Source organism: Anaerotignum sp. (assembly GCF_051877975.1).
Taxonomy (GTDB): Bacteria; Bacillota; Clostridia; order Lachnospirales; family Anaerotignaceae; genus Anaerotignum_A.
This window is the reverse complement of record NZ_JBJEJK010000021.1, coordinates 1-19,348: the sequence shown is the minus strand read 5'-3', so window position 1 is coordinate 19,348 and position 19,348 is coordinate 1. Positions and strand designations below refer to the sequence as shown.

Annotated in this window: 16 protein-coding genes; 15 read left to right on the top strand and 1 reads right to left on the bottom strand. The window is 45.8% G+C overall.

Features of this window, described 5'->3' with window-relative positions; all coding sequences use genetic code 11:
* The first annotated feature begins 264 nt into the window (after positions 1-264).
* The 6 genes from ACI39P_RS04010 to ACI39P_RS03985 all read left to right on the top strand — a co-directional run bounded on the left by ACI39P_RS04010 (position 265) and on the right by ACI39P_RS03985 (position 4,562).
* Complete coding sequence (locus ACI39P_RS04010) at positions 265-1,524, top strand: UDP-N-acetylglucosamine 1-carboxyvinyltransferase (RefSeq protein WP_439719409.1); 1,260 nt, start codon at positions 265-267, stop codon at positions 1,522-1,524.
* A 66-nt stretch (positions 1,525-1,590) separates the two neighbouring features.
* A complete protein-coding gene (locus ACI39P_RS04005) occupies positions 1,591-2,385 on the top strand; it encodes an MBL fold metallo-hydrolase (protein WP_439719408.1) in 795 nt (264 codons plus the stop codon).
* A gap of 12 nt (positions 2,386-2,397) precedes the next feature.
* Positions 2,398-2,877, top strand: a complete 480-nt coding sequence (gene rlmH, locus ACI39P_RS04000) for a 23S rRNA (pseudouridine(1915)-N(3))-methyltransferase RlmH (protein ID WP_439719407.1) — start codon at positions 2,398-2,400, stop codon at positions 2,875-2,877.
* A 64-nt stretch (positions 2,878-2,941) separates the two neighbouring features.
* Positions 2,942-3,142, top strand: a complete 201-nt coding sequence (locus tag ACI39P_RS03995) for a hypothetical protein (RefSeq protein ID WP_439719406.1) — start codon at positions 2,942-2,944, stop codon at positions 3,140-3,142.
* Between the two features lie 113 nt (positions 3,143-3,255).
* Positions 3,256-4,011: a hypothetical protein gene (locus ACI39P_RS03990; protein ID WP_439719405.1), complete on the top strand. Its 756-nt coding sequence runs from the start codon at positions 3,256-3,258 to the stop codon at positions 4,009-4,011.
* A 29-nt stretch (positions 4,012-4,040) separates the two neighbouring features.
* Complete coding sequence (locus ACI39P_RS03985; protein ID WP_439719404.1) at positions 4,041-4,562, top strand: hypothetical protein; 522 nt, start codon at positions 4,041-4,043, stop codon at positions 4,560-4,562.
* Between the two features lie 145 nt (positions 4,563-4,707).
* Here ACI39P_RS03985 and murC read toward each other — a convergent pair whose 3' ends face one another.
* On the bottom strand, positions 4,708-6,078 hold the full coding sequence (murC, locus tag ACI39P_RS03980) for a UDP-N-acetylmuramate--L-alanine ligase (protein ID WP_439719403.1): 1,371 nt from the start codon (positions 6,076-6,078) through the stop codon (positions 4,708-4,710).
* A 346-nt stretch (positions 6,079-6,424) separates the two neighbouring features.
* On the opposite strand from murC, the gene ACI39P_RS03975 reads away from it, so the two are divergent.
* From ACI39P_RS03975 to ACI39P_RS03935, 9 genes are all read left to right on the top strand, one after another.
* A complete protein-coding gene (locus tag ACI39P_RS03975; RefSeq protein WP_439719402.1) occupies positions 6,425-7,696 on the top strand; it encodes a glucose-1-phosphate adenylyltransferase in 1,272 nt (423 codons plus the stop codon).
* A 3-nt stretch (positions 7,697-7,699) separates the two neighbouring features.
* A complete protein-coding gene (gene glgD / locus ACI39P_RS03970) occupies positions 7,700-8,818 on the top strand; it encodes a glucose-1-phosphate adenylyltransferase subunit GlgD (RefSeq protein ID WP_439719401.1) in 1,119 nt (372 codons plus the stop codon).
* 235 nt (positions 8,819-9,053) lie between these two features.
* Positions 9,054-10,421: a bifunctional UDP-N-acetylglucosamine diphosphorylase/glucosamine-1-phosphate N-acetyltransferase GlmU gene (glmU, locus tag ACI39P_RS03965; RefSeq protein ID WP_439719400.1), complete on the top strand. Its 1,368-nt coding sequence runs from the start codon at positions 9,054-9,056 to the stop codon at positions 10,419-10,421.
* A 110-nt stretch (positions 10,422-10,531) separates the two neighbouring features.
* Entirely contained in the window at positions 10,532-11,494 is a 963-nt protein-coding gene (locus tag ACI39P_RS03960) for a ribose-phosphate diphosphokinase (RefSeq protein ID WP_439719399.1), read from the top strand.
* Positions 11,495-11,881: 387 nt separating this feature from the next.
* Positions 11,882-12,862: an NAD(P)-dependent oxidoreductase gene (locus ACI39P_RS03955; protein WP_439719398.1), complete on the top strand. Its 981-nt coding sequence runs from the start codon at positions 11,882-11,884 to the stop codon at positions 12,860-12,862.
* Between the two features lie 205 nt (positions 12,863-13,067).
* A complete protein-coding gene (pth, locus tag ACI39P_RS03950; protein WP_439719397.1) occupies positions 13,068-13,778 on the top strand; it encodes an aminoacyl-tRNA hydrolase in 711 nt (236 codons plus the stop codon).
* Positions 13,775-17,281 carry a transcription-repair coupling factor gene (gene mfd, locus ACI39P_RS03945; RefSeq protein WP_439719396.1) on the top strand — a complete coding sequence of 1,169 codons (3,507 nt, stop codon included), beginning with the start codon at positions 13,775-13,777 and terminating at the stop codon, positions 17,279-17,281. The genes pth and mfd overlap by 4 nt, the downstream gene beginning before the upstream one ends.
* A gap of 59 nt (positions 17,282-17,340) precedes the next feature.
* Entirely contained in the window at positions 17,341-18,318 is a 978-nt protein-coding gene (locus tag ACI39P_RS03940; RefSeq protein ID WP_439719395.1) for a peptidyl-prolyl cis-trans isomerase, read from the top strand.
* A 140-nt stretch (positions 18,319-18,458) separates the two neighbouring features.
* Complete coding sequence (locus ACI39P_RS03935) at positions 18,459-19,280, top strand: 4Fe-4S binding protein (protein WP_439719394.1); 822 nt, start codon at positions 18,459-18,461, stop codon at positions 19,278-19,280.
* The last annotated feature ends 68 nt before the right edge of the window (positions 19,281-19,348 follow it).

Genomic DNA, 19,348 nt, shown 5'->3' with positions numbered 1-19,348 from the left:
TTTGTTTACGAAGGCGTGGAATGAGCCAAGGCTCCGGGCAACGTCGGTTCAAATCCGGTTTTTGTAGTGCAGTTTACTGGTTTCCTTGAAAATAAAAGGCTCAATGAAAAAAATACTTTGCACTGAACCGTTTTCGTGATATAATTCTAATGTTATAGGGCGAAATATAAAGAAAACGACTATTTTTTGAGGAACGGCGGCAGTTCTGCCCGTTCAGATGATATATATTGTCCTTTGGAACTCATTGGAAGGATGTATGTTTTTATGGATAAATTGGTTGTAAGAGGTCGTAAAAGATTGACTGGGGAAGTAACCATCAGCGGAGCAAAGAATGCGGCGGTGGCAGTCATTCCTGCGGCGGTGATGGCAACTGGTGTCAGTGTTCTGGAAAATCTTCCCAGCATTGAGGACGTAAGAAATATCTGCCATACCATTGAAGAAATGGGCGGCAAATGCAGATTTTTGGATAAACACACATTGGAGATCGATTGCAACGAAGGGGTAAGCTATCAAGCCACCTTCGAAGGCGTGCAGAAAATGCGTGCTTCTTATTATTTGATCGGCGCATTGCTGGCTCGTTATAAAAAAGCGGAAGTGGCAATGCCCGGCGGCTGCAATTTTGGCAGACGCCCCATCGATCTGCACCTGAAAGGCTTCCGCGCTTTGGGTGCCACTGTCATCGAAGAAGACGGCATGGTGAAGGCCTATGCGGAAAAATTGGTGGGAACATCGATTTATATGGACCAGGTGAGTGTTGGCGCTACCATCAATGTCATGCTGGCGGCGACCATGGCAGAAGGCGTGACGACTATCGAAAATGCGGCAAAAGAACCCCATGTTGTAGATACGGCAAACTATCTGAACATGATGGGGGCGAATATCAAAGGCGCAGGGACAGATGTGATCCGCATCAAAGGGGTACCAGAGCTGAAAGGTGCCCAGTATACCATCATTCCCGACCAGATCGAAGCAGGCACCTACATGATTGCGGCAGCTATCACAGGGGGCGATGTGCTGGTGAAAAATATCATTCCCAAGCATATGGATTCCCTGACAGCAAAGCTGGATGAAATGAATGTAAAAGTAGCAGAATGGGAAGATTCTATCCGTGTTATGGCGGATGAACCCCTGCGGGCAGTCAATGTGCGGACCATGGCATATCCCGGCTTTCCTACGGACCTGCAGCCGCAGATCGCCACATTGCTGGCAGTTTGCAACGGTACCAGCGTGCTGACAGAAAATGTCTGGGAAAACCGTTATCAGTACATGGATGAGCTGCGTAAACTTGGCGCAGATGTGGAGATTAACGGCAGAGTGGCAACCATTCATGGTATCAAAAATTTCCGTGGCGCAGAGGTTTCCGCAACAGATTTGCGGGCAGGCGCGGCCATGATCTTGGCGGCATTGGCGGCGGAAGGCGAAACCATTATTGATGGAGTGCGCTATATCGACAGAGGCTATGAAGATGTCGAAGAAAAATTCAGAGCCATGGGTGCGGATATCACCCGTATTACGGAGGAATAATCAAGAGAACAGCATAGGCTTCGGATGAAAAGTCCGAGGCTTATTTTTTGAAAAGAGGTGATCATCTTGCAGCTGGAATTTTGCACCATCGCCAGCGGAAGCAGCGGCAACTGTACATATATTGGCACGAACTATACAAAAATACTGATCGATGCGGGCATCAGCGGCAAGAAGATCGAAGAAGGACTGGCGGAACTGAAGCTGACAGGCAACGAGATCGATGCTCTTTTCATTACCCATGAGCACATAGATCATATCAAAGGGGCGGGCATTCTTTCCAGAAGATTTGATATCCCTGTTTTTGCTACAGCGGATACATGGGCAGCTATGGAAGGCAGCTTGGGGAAAATTGCGCCCAGCAATAAGCGGATCATTTATGCCGATGAAATTTGTGCCGTCAATGATATCTGTGTGAAGCCCTTTGCCATTCCCCATGATGCGGCAGAACCCGTGGGTTACAGCATTTTCAGCGGGGAAAAGAAAATTACCCTGGCGACGGATATTGGCCATGTAACGGATACGATCCGGGAAAGCATCGAAGGAAGCGATCTGCTGCTTTTGGAATCCAATCATGATATCGATATGCTGCGGAAGGGCAGTTACCCCTGGCATTTGAAACAGCGCATTCTAGGCGAAAGGGGGCACCTTTCCAATGTTGCCGCAGGGGAGCTTTTGGCGGAGGTGATGACGGGAAAGACGAAATACGTGTTCCTTGGTCATCTCAGCGAGGAAAACAATAATCCCCATCTTGCCTATGAAACGGTGGAAGAAATTTTGCGGAAGAAGCAGATTAAGGTAGGCACACACCTGAGAATGGATATGGCCAGCCGCTTCCAAAACGGCGTGAAGGTGGAACTGTAACAGGAGGCCGTCATGAAGGTTACGATCGTTTGTGTGGGAAAATTGAAAGAAAAGTATTGGCGGGATGCCATTGCAGAGTATAGCAAGCGCCTCAGCCGCTACATGAAGCTGGAGATCATCGAGCTGGCAGATGAAAAGGCACCGGAGACCATGAGCCCTGCTCAGGAGGCAGAGGTCAAGGAAAAAGAAGGACAGCGTATCCTGAAAAATGTGAAGGAGGATGCCTTTGTGGTGGCGCTGGCGGTGGAAGGGAAGCAGCTTTCTTCGGAAGAACTGGCGGATTTTATGGCGAAGAAAGGCGTTGGCGGTGTCAGCCATATGGTGTTTATCATTGGCGGTTCTTTGGGGCTGTCGCCGGCGGTGATGCAAAGGGCGGATTTTGCATTGAGCTTTTCCAGGATGACATTTCCCCACCAGATGATGCGGGTGGTTTTGCTGGAGCAGATTTACCGTTCTGAGCGTATCCAGAGAAATGAGCCATATCATAAGTGATTTTTGGGGGACGCTGTTCCCTAAGACCTTTGCTTGGGAAATGATTGTATGAGGGGGGATTATTTTGAAAAGAACAAAAATCTTGAGATTTATCGGTATCGTCTGTTGGTTTTTGGCGTTGTTCATTTTGATTGATGGGCATCAGGAAAAGAAAGCGGCCAAGGAAGCGGAAGAGGCGGAACAGCAGACAGGTATTGTGAATCAGGTTGAGGAAAGTGGCGAAGAAACAGATGTGGAAAGCACAGTGATTTTTCCTGAAGATTAAGAATATCGTAAGAAATGAAAACAGCACTCCTGTAGACAAGGGATGCTGTTTTTGTTATGCTGAAAAAAAGGGAAGGGCTGTTGTGCTGAAAAAAGGATAAAGGGGGAATTGATATGAAAAAGAGTACAATCATCGGTTTTTTGGCAGTGGTTTTGTGCTGTGTGGGGATTTATCAGGTGATGCAGGTACCAATGCCCCTGAGCAATGCTTTTCGGGGGACATATAGCATTGATACGGAAGCCATGGGAATGACGGCAAATATGTATTTATCTGTAGATGACAGGGATTTTCATGTATTTAACGAGGAGACTGGGCTTTTCCTCTATGGAACCTATGAACAGGCGGGCGACCACCAATACCGGATGAAAGGAAAGCACATTGAGGAACAAATCATTACTTTTGATGAGAAAGCAAAAAAATTTATATTCCGTTTAGGCAAAGAAGACATTTATTTTGTGAAAACATCTGATTCGACTATGGAGATTTGCGATTCCCTTGCAAAGGCAAAAGCCAATGACCGTATGACGGCAGAGCAGTTGGATTTTCTTCCCAATTATAACATTTTCAGCGGCACTTATGGTTATGTGGATGAAAAGGGAAATTTATCCAAAGAACAGCCCTACCGCATAGCGGTTTATGGAGATACATTCTGCCTGTATAATGAAAAGACTGCTTATTTTATGGAAGGCACCAGTGAAAGCAAATCCGCTTATCATTATATCCTGGGTGGTGAAGGCATGGAAAAGCAGGATATCTATTTGCAGAAAAATGGTATTGTGCTGAACCTTGAGGGCAAAGATATGGTTTTTGTAAAGCTGGATGATGAAATCGTCCTGCCAGATAGCGACTCCAATAAAAAAATTCGGTGAAATTTGATTGCGGAAAGAGGGGGCATAATATGAAAAAAGAAAATATCATCGGTTTTTCCGTAGTTGCGATAACGATTCTTGTTTTGCTGTTTTTCAGAAATTACTCTATTTCCAGAACTTATACCACGGAAGAAAAGGAACTGACGAAGGCACAGGCAGCAAAAGAGATTCCGATGCTGGAAATCACAGAAGAAGATTATCTTTTGCGGGATGCCGTTTTGGAACTGGATATGGTGCAGGAATCTTTTTTGCCCCAGTGGGAAGAATATGTGCTGCTGGATATAGAAGAATGTACTGCTTTGGCAGGAAAATATTTTCCTGAAAATTTTGAATTGAAAGAAGCATTTATGATGGGAGAAATAGTCGGCCTTGATTTTCGGTCAGATACAGTGCGTATCATTTATGAGATAAATGGAAAAGAAAATTTTTATAAAACACTGGCTGCTTTGGATCAGGATGGAAGAGGAGAGCCTATCTATACAAACCATAATAATGAAAAATTTACAAAGCTGAAAGAACGCCTTGAAAAAATTGAAATTAAGCTGAATTGAAAAAAGACTGCTTCTTTTATCCGGAAGCAGTCTTTTTTATCGTTCATTTTATTTTCCTTTCGCAACAAACGGAGTTTGTTGCAAGTAGTGTTCTTAGGGGATTATCCCCTAAGCAGGGGTGTTGGGGACGGAGTCCCCAAGGTCTTTACTTCAAAAACGCTTCGCCGATTTTGAACACATCCCCGGCGCCGACTGTCAACAGTAAATCGCCACTCTGGCAGTGTTCTTCCAGATAGCTGCGGATGGCTTCAAAATTGCCTACATATCGTGCGGATTTGCCTGCTTTTACGATACGTTCTGCCAGCATTTTAGCGGAAATGGAGCCGTCATCAATCTCCCTAGCGGCGTAGATATCGGCAATGATGATTTCGTCCGCATCGCTGAAGGCCTCGCCAAATTCATCGAATAAGAACTTTGTTCTGGAATAAGTATGGGGCTGGAATACGCACCATGTGGTTTTGTGCTGCACCTTTTTGGCAGCTGCCAAGGCTGCCCGAATTTCTGTGGGGTGGTGGGCATAGTCATCGATGACAACAATGCCGTTCTTTTCCCCCTTCCGCTGGAAACGGCGTTCTGTGCCGGTGAAATGCAGCAGCCCCTTGCGGCAATCCTCCGGAGAAACCCCCAGAAAATGGGCAGAGGCAATAGCTGCCAATGCATTCATAATGTTATGATCGCCGGGTACGTTCAGGTGGAATTTGCCGAAAAGCTTTCCTTTATAAGATACGTCAAAGGTGTTTTTGCCATCGGGTTCGTGAATGATGTTTTTCGCCTGCCAGTCGGCGTTGTTTTCCAGGCCAAAGGTTTCTACATTGCAGCCCAGATCTGCCGTCAGTTCAGCCAGGTTATCGATCCCCTGATTGATGATGACTGCGCCCTTGGCGGGTACGCGCTGAGCAAAGGCATGGAAGGAACGACGAATGCTTGCCAGGTTTTTGAAATAATCCAAATGATCGCTTTCTACATTTAAAATAACAGCTACCATAGGTTTGAATTGCAGGAAACTGTCAAAATATTCACAGGCCTCTGCTACAAAATAAGGCGAATGTCCGATCTTCAGATTGCTGCCAATGGTGGGCAGGATGCCGCCGACGGTGATGGTAGGGTCTGCCTTTGCCGCCAGCAGGATTTCCGATACCATGGAGGTTGTGGTGGTTTTGCCGTGGGTGCCGGCCACTGCAACAGAATTGTTATATTCCGCCATAATTTCCCCCAACAGATGGGCTCTGTCCATCAAAGGAATGTTTTTTGCTATTGCCGCCTGATATTCTGGGTTATCGGGGTGGATGGCTGCTGTGTAAACGACTAAATCCACATCGTCTGTAATATTTTCTGCTTTATGGCCGAAATTGATGTGGATGCCAAGGGTTTGCAGATGTTTCGTTACAGGGGATTCTTTGATATCCGTACCGGAAACGATACAGCCGCGGTCTGCCAAAATTTCAGCAAGGCCAGACATACTGATGCCGCCGATGCCAATGAAATAAATATGTTGATCTTTTTTAAATGTTGTCATGTATGGATCGCCTCAATTTCTATGAGATGGATTTTTATTTTTGTTTCGATTTTCGTGGATATATTTTGTTTACCATTATAGTATAGGAATTTCGGAAAGGCAACGTTTTACATTTGTATTTCTATATTTTATACAGAAAAACCAAAAAATAAACCGGAAGAAATCGCATCAATTTATTGAAATTTTTTGTCGAAAACAGATTAAAAATTGTAAAAATCAGGTGAATTTTCATCATAAATTCAGAGGATGCCCTTTGCATCTTTGTATTCTTATGCTATAATAAAAGACACAAAGCAAACTGCTTTGTTACATATATACAACCTGAAAAGATAGGGGTGTGGGTAATATGCGTAAAAAAGAAATGATAGCAATGTTATTGGCAGGTGGTCAGGGCAGCCGTCTGGGTGTACTCACAAGAAAAGTGGCAAAACCTGCTGTGGCTTATGGTGGTCGTTATCGTATCATCGATTTCCCTTTGAGCAACTGCATCAATTCCGGCGTTGATACTGTTGGCGTGCTGACGCAGTATCAGCCCCTGCGTTTGAATCAGCATATTGGTATCGGGATCCCTTGGGATCTGGATAAGAAAAATGGCGGTGTGACCATTCTGGCGCCTCATGTGAAGACAGGTGATTCCGGCGAGTGGTTCGCAGGTACAGCTAATGCAATTTATCAGAACATCGATTTTATCGACAGCAATAATCCGGAATATGTGCTGATCCTTTCCGGTGACCATATTTATAAAATGGACTATTCTAAAATGCTGGCATTCCATAAGGAAAACGGCGCAGCGGCGACCATCGCCGTTATGGAAGTTCCTATGGAGGAAGCAAATCGTTTTGGTATTATGAATACAGAAGCCGGCGATAAGATTTATGAATTCGAAGAAAAGCCTGAAAACCCTAAGAGCAATCTGGCTTCTATGGGTATCTATATCTTTACATGGGACAGACTGCGGGAAGCTTTGATCGAAGATAATTCCATTCACCCTGATAGTGACTTCGGCAAGCATATCATCCCTAAAATGCTGGATGAAGGACAGCCGATGTATGCATGGCGTTTCCAGGGCTACTGGAAAGATGTTGGCACCATCCAGTCCTATTGGGAATCCAATATGGATCTGATCCGCACACTGCCTGAGTTCAATCTGTATGAAGATTTCTGGAAGATTTATACCAACAGCGATCATCAGCCGCCCCAGTATACAGCGGCAGGGGCAAGGGTGGAAGAGTCTCTGATTACAGATGGCTGTGAGATCTATGGCGAAGTATATCGTTCTATCCTTGGTTCTGGTGTTGTGGTGGAAAAAAGTGCGGTGGTAAAGGATTCTATCATCATGGCGGATACGGTTATCGGTGAAAATTCTGTAGTCGATAAATGTATCATTGATGAAAGATGTCATATCGGCAAGAATGTACAAATGGGTGTCGGAGAAAATATTCCCAACGAAGCGAAACCCAACATTTATAATACAGGCATCACTGTTCTGGGAATGAACAGCACTGTGCCTGATGGTGTAGTGATGGGGAAAAACTGTGTGATTTACGGCAAGACTGTCGCTGAAGACTATCCTGAAGGCAGACTGGAAAGCGGCAAATCTGTTGTTCGGGAGGTGTAAATCATGAAAGCAATCGGTATTATTCTGGCAGGCGGCAACAATGACGGCAGACTGGGCGTTCTGACTGACCATAGAGCGGCGGCGGCCCTGCCCATTGGCAGCTGCTATCGTGCCATTGACTTTACATTGAGCAATATGTCCAACAGCGGGATCGGCAAGGTGGCTGTGCTGACACAGTATAATTCCCGCTCCCTGCGGGACCATCTGACATCTTCCAAATGGTGGGATTTCGGTAGAAAGCAGGGCGGTCTGTTTGTATTTACGCCTTATACAAGCAATGAAAATTCTACATGGTTCCGCGGTACGGCAGATTCCATCTATCAGAATATGACATACCTGAAACGTAGCAATGAAGAGTATGTTGTGATTACATCCGGTGACTCTATCTATAAGATGGATTACCGCAAGGTGCTGGAATACCATGAAGAAAAAGGCGCAGATATCACAGTGGTATATCAGAAAATGGAGGGCAAAGACCTATCCAAATTCGGCATAGTGGAAATGGACGGGGAAGGCAGACTGGAAGGTTTTGAAGAAAAACCGGAACAGCCCAAATCTAACGCAGCTTCCCTGGGTATTTATGTGGTTTCCAGAACACTGCTCATCAATCTGCTGGATCAGGCCATCCCTGAAGGCCGATATGACTTGGTAAAGGATATTATCATTCCTTTTATCAAAACATTGAAGATTTATGGCTATGAATATGAGGGCTATTGGAATGCCATTGGCACGGGAACAGCGGCTTATTTTGCAACGAATATGGATTTCCTGAAGAAAGAGATCAGAGATCATTTTATCAACGAATATCCTTATATCGAGACAAAGCCGAAGGATGAACCCCCTGCAAAATATAACAAAGGCGCGGAGATTACAGATTCTATTGTGGGCTCCGGTGCGATTTTTGATGGCAAGGTAGAGCATTCTGTAATCTTCCGGAAGGTTCGCGTAGGGGCAGGTGCTGTTGTGAAAAATTCCATTTTGATGGAAGGCTGTCAGATTGGCAAAAATTGTGTTGTCGAAAACGCAATTCTGGATAAAGAAGTTGTGCTTTCCGATGGACAGCGTGTCATCGGGGTTTCTTCTGAAGCGCCTGCGGTTCTGAAAAAAGGGACCATATTGTAATGGATGATAAAATGAAAAAGGACGGGATTTTTCCCGTTCTTTTTTTGTGCACAGCGGGCATACCGGGAAAAGACTGCTCGTTATTTGGACAGGCGGAAATGGATGCACACAGATTTTTTTGCTGCAAATTTTTTTAGTAAAAGAGTATATTGAATTTTATGGGGAAAAATGAGATACTTAAAAAGTATGTATACAATGAATTTTCACGTCTTTTTTGACGGAGGAGGAAAAATAAATGAAAAATTTGAAAGCAATCATTTTGGCAGCCGGCGAAGGCTCCCGTATGAAATCCAAAAAACCTAAGGTGCTCCATGAAATTCTGAATAAGAGCATGGTGGATTATGTGATCGATACAGCGAAGAGCTGCGGTGCAGAAGAGGTCTGCGTTGTGGTGGGGCATAAAGCGGAACAGGTAAAGGAAGGCATCCGGGCGGAAGGCGTTTCTTTTGCCCTGCAGGCCGAACAGAAGGGGACAGGCCACGCTGTTATGATGGCTGGAGATTTCATTGATGAAAACAGCGATATGCTGATCCTTTATGGCGATACGCCTTTGATTACAGGGGAAACCCTGAAAAAGCTGGTGGAAGTACACAGAGTGGATCACCATAGTGTCACAGTGGTTTCTGCCAAAGTGGATGACCCTACAGGCTATGGCCGCATCATGAGAGAGGATAAAGGCGGTTTCCGGCGCATTGTGGAACATAAGGATGCTTCCGAAACAGAACGAATGATCAACGAAATCAATACAGGCATTTATATTTTTAATGGCAAAGAACTGAAAGAATCTTTGGGCAAACTGGATAATAACAACGCCCAGGGGGAATATTACTTAACAGATTGCCTGGAACTGATCCTGAAAGCTGGCGGCAAGGTAGAAGCTGTGGTTGCCAAGGATGCTAATGAATTTTTTGGTGTGAATAGCCGTGTGCAGTTGGCAGAAGCGGCGAAGATCATGAAAAACCGCATCAACCGCAGACATATGGAAAATGGCGTTACCATCGTTGACCCCGAACATACCTATATTGGCAGCGATGTGAAAATCGGTATGGATACCATCATCCTGCCCGGCTGTGTGCTGGAGGGGAATACAGAAATCGGTGAGGACTGCGAAATTGGGCCCAATTCCAGACTGACAGATACCAAACTGGGCGACGGGGTAAAATTCCAGACTTCTACAGCCATCGAATCTGAAATCGGTAATGAAACAACCGTAGGCCCCTATGCGTATATCCGCCCCAACTGCCATATTGGCAACCATGTAAAAGTGGGCGATTTTGTGGAAGTGAAAAATTCCACCATTGGCGATGGTACAAAGATCCCTCACCTGTCCTATGTGGGCGATACCGATGCCGGCGAAAAGATTAACTTCGGCTGCGGCAGCATCATGGTCAATTATGATGGCAAGACCAAACACCGCACGACCATCGAGGACAATGTTTTCGTTGGCTGCAACGTAAACCTGGTGGCACCTGTGACAGTGAAAAAAGGCTCTTACATCGCCGCAGGCTCTACTATTACAAAGGATGTACCGGAGGATGTATTGGCGGTTGCCAGAGCAAGACAAAAAGTGATCGAAGGGTGGACAAAAAAGAGATTCGACTGATTAATTGAAAAAAATGTCGAATTGTTGTTGAAATTGAGAGTTTTTCGGTGTAACATAGTAATGTATGGGCTTATATAACCTAATGATAATTTTTATAGGGGGACAGACACATGCTTAATTCCGGCATCAGCAACATCAAAGTTTTTGCCTGCAATTCCAATAAAGCGCTGGCAGAATCTATCGCAAACAAGCTTGGCCTGAAACTGGGCGATTGCGAAGTTGAAAAATTCAGCGACGGCGAAATTTCCGTAAAGATCAATGAAACGATTCGTGGCGCGGATGTATTTATCATCCAGTCCACATCTTATCCTGTAAATGACAACCTGATGGAACTGCTTATTATGATCGATGCGATGAAACGTGCATCCGCAGCGAGAATCACAGCAGTTATGCCCTATTATGGCTATGCCCGTCAGGACAGAAAAGCAAGAGCAAGAGATCCCATCAGTGCAAAATTGGTTGCAAATATCCTGACAAGCGCAGGCGCCAGCCGTGTGCTGACAATGGATCTGCACTGTGCACAGATTCAGGGCTTCTTCGATATTCCTGTAGATAATCTGACAGGCAGCCCTCTGCTGACAAATTTCTATATCAATAAATACGGCGATGAACTGGAAAAAGATTTTGTGGCAGTTTCTCCCGACCTGGGCAGCGTGACAAGGGTAAGAAAATTTGCTGAAAAGCTGAACATTCCCATTGCGATCATCGATAAACGCAGACCCAAAGCAAACGTAAGCGAGATCATGAATATCATCGGCGAAGTAAAAGGCAAAAAAGTTATTTTGATTGATGATATGATCGATACTGCAGGTACTATCACAAACGCAGCCAATGCGCTGAGAGAAAGAGGTGCCATCGAAGTTGATGCTTGCTGTACCCATGGCGTATTGAGCGGCCCCGCTTTGGAAAGAATCGAAAAATCCGCCATCAATGAACTGCTGGTTCTGGATACGATTGAATTGCCCGAAGAAAAGAAGATCGACAAGATCACAATTGTTTCCGTTGCAAATATCTTTGCAGATGCCATCAACTGCATCCACAAAGGTGTATCCATTTCTCAGCTGTTTGACTGATTTGGAAAAACAGTTTTTTGACAAAATAGCAGGAAAAAAACTCCCAATTCTTTGAATGGGAGTTTTTCTTTTTATTTACTGAAAAATAGTGCAGTCTGAACGAGGTTTTTGGAGGTTTTTTGGGCAAAAAAAATAATATCCAAAAAGGAGAAAGGAAAGTCCTTTGGAAACCGTTGTTTTTTCATATTTTTTGGAAAAAAGACTTCGGCAAAACTGACAATTTTATGGGAACACGGTTGACAAAAAAGGTGAAATAGATTATATTGTTAAAAGTAAAACAAACAGAAGCAGACAATATTCCTATACGCAGTCTGGGAGTTGCTCTGTTTGCTATAAAATTTTACTATCCACTTATCATATTTTTTCATTTTTAGGAGGAAGATACCGATGAAAATTGCATTTTTCGACACAAAATCTTATTGGGTAGACTCTTTTAAACCTGTGGCAGAAAAATTCGGCTATGAAATTACATTCTTCAATGAAAGACTGACACCTGCAACAGCTCATCTGGCAGCTGGTCACGATGCTACATGCTCTTTCGTTAACGACGAAGTTCCCGCTGAAGTTATCCGTGAACTGAAAAACCTGGGTATCAAAGTTCTGCTGCTGCGTTGCGCAGGCTTCGACAGCGTTGACCTGGAAGTTGCTAAAGAATGTGGTCTGCCCGTTCTGAGAGTACCCGCTTACTCTCCTCAGTCTGTTGCAGAACAGGGCGCAGCTCTGCTGATGGCTGTTAACAGAAAACCTCATCTGTCCTATGAAAGAACAACAAAATTCAACTTTGATATTGCTGGCCTGACAGGTATCGCTCTGTATGGCAAAACAGCTGGTGTTATCGGTACAGGTAAGATCGGTCAGTGCATGATCGATATTCTGAAAGGCTTCGGCATGAACATCATCGCTTACGATGCATTCCCTAACCCTAACCTGGGTCTGGAATATGTAACTCTGGATGAACTGTATGCTCGTTCCGACGTAATTACAATTCACTGCCCTCTGATGCCCGCTACAAGACACATGATCGACAAAGATGCTATCGCTAAGATGAAAGACGGCGTTATCTTCATCAACGTTGCTCGTGGTGGTCTGGTTGACTCCGAAGCTCTGGCTGACGCAGTTGAAGCTGGCAAATTCCGTGGCGTAGGTATGGACGTTTGCGAAGTTGAACATGAATACTTCTTCGAAGACAGAAGCAACCTGGAAAAACATGATCCTACACTGTCCAGACTGCTGGCTAGCGATAAAGTAGTTATCTCCGGTCACCAGGCATTCCTGACAGAAGAAGCTCTGGGTCAGATGGCACTGATCACAATGGAAAATGCAAAAGCATTCCTGGATGGTGCTGAACTGGTTAACGAAGTAAAATAATCTAAAAATCATTTGATTACATAGATTTTTTCAAGACGGATACGAAAGTATCCGTCTTTTTTTATGGCTTATGAATGGTTTTTGTAGGAGTTGTATTTTCTGTTCCATTTGTGGTATACTTCTAGAAAATAAGATATTGGTTGGAACAGCTCTAGTTTGCAAAAATTAGGGCTTTCCGTTGTGTTTATAGACAGGAGGAAGAAAGATGGGTCTTTTTGACAGATTCAGAAATCAGGAAAGCAAAGGGCAGGAATTTTTCTGCATTGTCGGCTTGGGCAACCCCGGCAGGCAGTATGAAGAAACCAAACATAATGTGGGATTTCGTGTCATCGACAAGCTGGCGGAAAAATATGATATTGAAGTAAATAAATTCAAAAACAAAGCTTTGGTGGGGGATGGCACCATGAAAGGCAAGCGGGTGCTGCTGGTGAAACCCCAGACATATATGAACCTGAGCGGGGAAAGTGTCAGAGAAATTGTTAATTTTTACAAAATCCCTCAGGAGCGTTTTGTGGTGATTTTTGATGATACCAGTCTGCCCTGCGGCAGTGTGCGGATTCGGGAAAAGGGCAGCCATGGCGGCCATAATGGTATCCGCAATATCATCGACCAGATGGGAACAGACGAATTTAATCGCATCAAAGTTGGTATCGGTGAAAAGCCCAGAGGCTGGGATTTGGCGGATTACGTGCTGGCGAAATTCAACCCAGATGACCTGCCTCTGATGGAGGAAGGCATGGATAAGGCTGTGCAGGGGGTAGAGCTGATGCTTTCCCGCGGCATCAAGGAAGCAGCAAACCGGGTGAACCAGAAGGCGAAAACGGCCAAAAAGCAGAAAGAAAAAGAAGAAGCCGCTAAGGCCGCAGCAGAAAAAAAGGAAAACGAAGAGAAACCCAATGAGGTGAATGCAGAATGAAAGCCTTAACAGGACCCCTGCTGGAGCTGGGGAGCTTTCGGCAGGTTTTGGAAGGAATTGAAAAAGGAAATACCCCTGTCTTTGCCACAGGGGTCATTGATGCTGCAAAAAATCATCTGGCATACAGCCTGAAGGAGCAGACCAAACGCCCCCTGCTGCTTTTGACCTACAGCGAACTGCGGGCAAAGGAGATCTTGGAGGATTTGACTTTCTTTGAAAAGGACTGCGTGTATTATCCTGCCAAGGATATCCTTTTTTACAGTGCTGATGTCCATAGCATGGAAATGAACCGACAGCGGTTTTTGGTGTTGGAAAGGCTTTTGCGGGGGGAATCCCCTGTCATTGTGGCATCCATGGAAGCCCTGCTGGATAAATATCCGAAAAAGGAAATTTTTTCCTCTTTCTTGCTGAAACTGAAAATTGGAGATATCGTGGAAATATCTGAATTGACCAGAAAACTTGTGCTGATGGGCTATGAACGGGCAGAACTGGTGGAAAGCCCAGGGCAGTTTACCCTGCGGGGCGGGATTCTGGATATCTGGTCTTTGACAGCGGAGGATGCTGTTCGTATTGAATTTTGGGATGATGAAATTGATTCCATCCGCAGTATGGATGCTCAAAGCCAGCGTTCCGTGGATAAATTGGAGGAAGCAGTCATTTTCCCTATGCGGGAGATCGTTTATGAAGAGGAACAGGCCGTAGCAGCTGCAGATAAGATCATCAAGGAATTTGTAAAAGTTCTGAAAAACCTTGAAAAAAAAGGCGAGGAAGAAGCGGCAGAACGCCTGCGGGAGCATATCGGCGAGGATGCAGAACGCCTGCGGGCGGAAAAGACATTGCCTGCGGTGGGCGCCTATGTGGATTACTTTTATGAGGAGACCGTCAGTCTGCTCTCCTATTTGCAGGAAGATACCCTTCTGATTTTTGATGAACCGGAACGGATTCGGGAACACATGGATATCCTTATGGAAGAATATCAGGAAAGCGTCAAGGGGCGGATTGCCCAGGGCTATCTGCTGCCGGGGCAAAGCCACATGCTGTATGATTATACGGCGATTTTGCGGCAGGCGGAATCTTTTGCTGCCGTTTTACTTGCCGGGCTGAGCCAGAGAACGGTGGATTTCCAGCCTAAGGTGATGGCGGATTTTGCGGTTCGTTCTACGCCTTCTTTCCAGCAGAGGGCAGATCTTTTCTGCGAAGAATTGGAATATTTGAAAAAAAACGGTTTCCGTACCTTGATCCTTGCCGGCAGTGGCACCAGAGCCCAGCGCATGGCAAAGGAACTGGTGGAAATGGGGCTGGAAGCCGTTTATATGGAAGATTTGGAACGGGAAGTGCCTAAGGGTTCTGTTTGGGTAGCCAAGGGGTCTCTTTCCAAGGGGTTCCGATATGATTTCATCAATTTTGCTGTATTTTGCGACAGCGAGCTATTCGGCGGAAAAGAAAAAAAGAAAAAGAAAACAAGAAAGAAAAATGGGGCAGCCATTGAAAGCTTTACAGACCTGCACATCGGTGATTATGTGGTACATGATAACCACGGCATCGGCGTGTTCCGCGGGCTGGAAAAGATTTCTGTGGATGGCGTCCAGAAGGATTATATGAAGATTTCCTATCGGGATGGGGGAAACCTGTTTGTGCCTGTCAACCAGATGGATATGGTACAGAAATATATCGGCACCGGCTCTGCTGCGCCAAAGCTGAACAAACTGGGCGGACAGGACTGGGCAAAGGCCAAGGCAAAGGCCAGAAAGGCCGTGCAGATCATGGCGGAGGATTTGGTAGCTCTCTATGCAAAACGGGCGGCGGCCCAGGGCTTTGTCTATGGTGCCGATACGGTTTGGCAGAAGGAATTTGAGGAAAGCTTCCCTTACGAGGAGACCGATGACCAGCTGAATGCCATTGAAGACGTGAAAAGGGATATGGAAAGCAGCAAGGTCATGGACAGACTCATCTGCGGTGATGTGGGCTATGGTAAGACAGAGGTGGCCATCCGCGCGGCCTTCAAGGCGGCTCAAGAGGGCAAGCAGGTGGCATTTTTGGTGCCCACCACCATCCTTGCCCAGCAGCATTATAATACCTTTACCCAGAGAATGGCGGGCTACCCCATTAAAATCGAACTGCTTTCCCGCTTTCGTACGCCGAAGCAGCAGAAGGAAAGCTTGAAAAACATGGAACGGGGCTATGCCGATATCCTTATCGGCACCCACCGCATTTTGTCAAAGGATGTAAAATTTAAGGATTTGGGTCTGATCATCGTAGATGAAGAACAGCGGTTTGGGGTTGCCCATAAGGAAAAGCTGAAGGCTCTGCGGGAAAATGTAGATGTACTGACTCTTTCCGCAACGCCCATCCCCAGAACATTGCATATGAGCCTGGCGGGCATCCGTGATATGAGCCTGCTGGAAGAACCTCCCCAGGAACGGCACCCTATCCAGACTTACGTCATGGAAAATAACCCGGAATTTATCCGAGAGGCTATCCACAGGGAAATCAGCCGGGGCGGTCAGGTATACTATCTGTATAATCGTGTGGAAACCATCAGTGAAGAAGCCTTCCGTGTCCAGAACCTTGTGCCTGATGCAACGGTGACTTATGCCCACGGGCAGATGTCCGAACGGGAACTGGAACGCATCATGGGGGATTTTATCAGCGGCGAGATCGATGTATTGGTTTGTACCACCATCATCGAAACGGGGATGGATATTTCCAATGCCAATACCATCATCATTCAGGATGCCGACCGGATGGGGCTTTCCCAGCTATATCAGCTGCGGGGGCGGGTAGGCAGGAGCAACCGTATTGCCTACGCATATTTGATGTATAAACGGGATAAAATGCTGAAGGAAGCGGCGGAAAAACGCCTGCAGACCATTCGGGAATTTACGGAATTTGGCTCTGGCTTTAAGATTGCCATGCGGGATTTGGAAATCCGTGGTGCGGGCAATCTCCTGGGCGCAGAGCAGCATGGACACATGGAAGCTGTGGGGTATGATATGTATTGCCGCCTGCTGGAAGAAGAAGTCCAGAATCTGAAGGGCGATACCCCTAAGGAAGAACAGTTTGAGACAACCATCGATTTGAATATCAGTGCTTATATCCCCGATTTTTATATCAAAAATCAGGAACAGCGCATGGAACTGTATAAAAAGATCGCAGGCATCCGTACCATGGAAGAATATTATGATATGCAGGAGGAACTGGAGGATCGCTATGGCGATTTGCCCAAGAGCGTACAGCTTTTGCTGGAAGTGGTCTTGGTGAAAAGCGAAGCCCATGATATGGGCATTACCGCTATCAGTCAGAAGCATGGAAATCTGCTCTTGGAATTCCGCCCTCAGCCTAATATCGACCCGGTGAAACTGACAGAACTTATCGCAAAAGAAAAAGGTAAATATCTTTTTACCGCCGGCGCGGTGCCTTATCTGACCATCAAGCCTGGGCGGGAAGAAGCGGAACAGCCCCTTTTGCTGATTAAAAATTTCTTTAGGGCATTAAAGGACTAGTCAGATGTTTATGGGTTATGCTATAATAAATGCACTACAGCGGAAAGAAGGGTTGATGGATGAAAAAGAAGAGAAACAGTCTGCTTTGCCTGTTGTTGTTTGCAGTGCTTGGGTTGACAGCCTGCGGCAGTACAGAAAAATTTACAGATGAAGCAGTTTTAAAAATTGACGGACAGGAGATCATGAAGTCCGAATATATGGTATATCTCTATACGACCACCCAAAGTTTTGTTGCGGCAGCGGGGGAAGATGTATGGAGCATGGATTTTGACGGGCAGACAGCTGATGAACTGGTGGAAGAACGCACCATCAGCACCCTGCAAAGCGTAAAAGCGGCAGAGGAATATGCGGCGGCCAATGGCATTGCCCTGACGGATGAACAGAAGGAAGAAGCTAAGGCGGCGGCGGATCAATTTATTTCTACGGTGGACGAGGCTGACTTGGTGAAGATGGGCATAGATGCAGAGAAGCTGGTGCCCTTAATGGAAGCATCCTATCTCTATTCTCTGGTGTATGAATCCATTGCGGCGGAATGTGCCGTAGATGAAGAGGATATGGCGGAATATTACAATGAGCAGAAGGACCAGATCAAAGAGGATTACACTTCCTTGGATCTGGCAACGATTTTGCTGGATGATGAGGAAAAAGCGGAAGAAGCGGCAGAACGCGCCAAAGCAGGGGAAGATTTTGCGGCGCTTTTCAACGAATATGACGTTGACCCTGCAGCCCAGAGCGGCGAAGAAAATGGCGAGACTACCATGTATCAGAGCTATATGCTGTCAAACTTTGGCTTGACAGAACCACTGGAGGTGGGCGAGATTGCAGGCCCTATCCAGGTAGAGGAAGGCAGATATTTTATTTTGAAGGTTTTGGATAAAACAGTGCCTACAGAAGACGAAGTGAAACAGATGGCGGAAACCGGCTATAAAGATAAGATTCAGACAGAATATACCGAAGCCCGGATCGATGAAATGGTGAAGGCACAGAAGGTAGAAAAAATAGAAGCCGTTTGGGATACTCTGGAAAAATTCCATTAAGCGGGAAGAAAAATAAGACGTTCAGAATTTCTGGGCGTCTTTTGTTTTGCTTTCTATGGCGCATAGGTTGAAAAAAGGATATTTATAAGGTATGATGAAAAAAAGCTTTATTTTGGCAAGAGGGAAAAGGAGGAGAATGTATGGAGTTGAAAAAAGTTTGGGCCATGTATTTCAGCCCCACCGGGGGAACGGAAAAAGCAGTAAAGGGGACAGCAGAAGCCTTGGCGGCAAAACTGCACCTGCCTTTGGAGGTTTATGATTTTACGCTGCCCGGTATCCGGGAAACGGATGCTGTTTTTGAAAAAGGAGATATTGTGGTTTGCGGAACCCCTGTCATTGCAGGCCGGGTGCCTAATGTATTGCTGCCCTACCTGACAGGAAAGGTGAAAGGGAATGGTGCTCTGGCGGTGCCTGTGGTTTCCTTTGGCAACCGCAATTTTGATGATGCCCTTATTGAACTGCGGAATATTCTGGAAGAGGATGGGTTTCAAACGGTGGCAGGCGGGGCTTTTATCAGTGAACATTCTTTTTCCAAAACCTTGGCAGCAGGCAGACCGGATGCAAAGGATATGGCTGCCATGCAGGAATTTGGCGAAGCCATTGGGGAAAAACTGATGAGCGGCTGGGAATATACCGGCCCTGCCTATGTGAAGGGCTGCGACCCGATCCGCCCTTATTTCAAACCCCAGGATCGGAATGGGGAGCATATCGATATCCGCAAAGTGAAGCCGAAGGTAAGTGATGCCTGCTGTGGCTGTGGTCTCTGCGCAGAGGTTTGCCCCATGGGTTCCATCAACAAAGAGAATATCCGGGAATATGTAGGCATCTGCATCAAATGCTGTGCCTGCGTGAAAAAATGTCCCACAGGGGCAAGATATTATGATGATCCCGGTTATCTCTATCATAAGGAAGAACTGGAAGAACTCTATGCAAGAAGAGCGGAACCGGAGTGGTTCGTGTAAAAAGAAGCCGAAAGGCCAATGTCATTAAGATAATAATGACGTAAAAATAAAAAACACATAGTAATCGC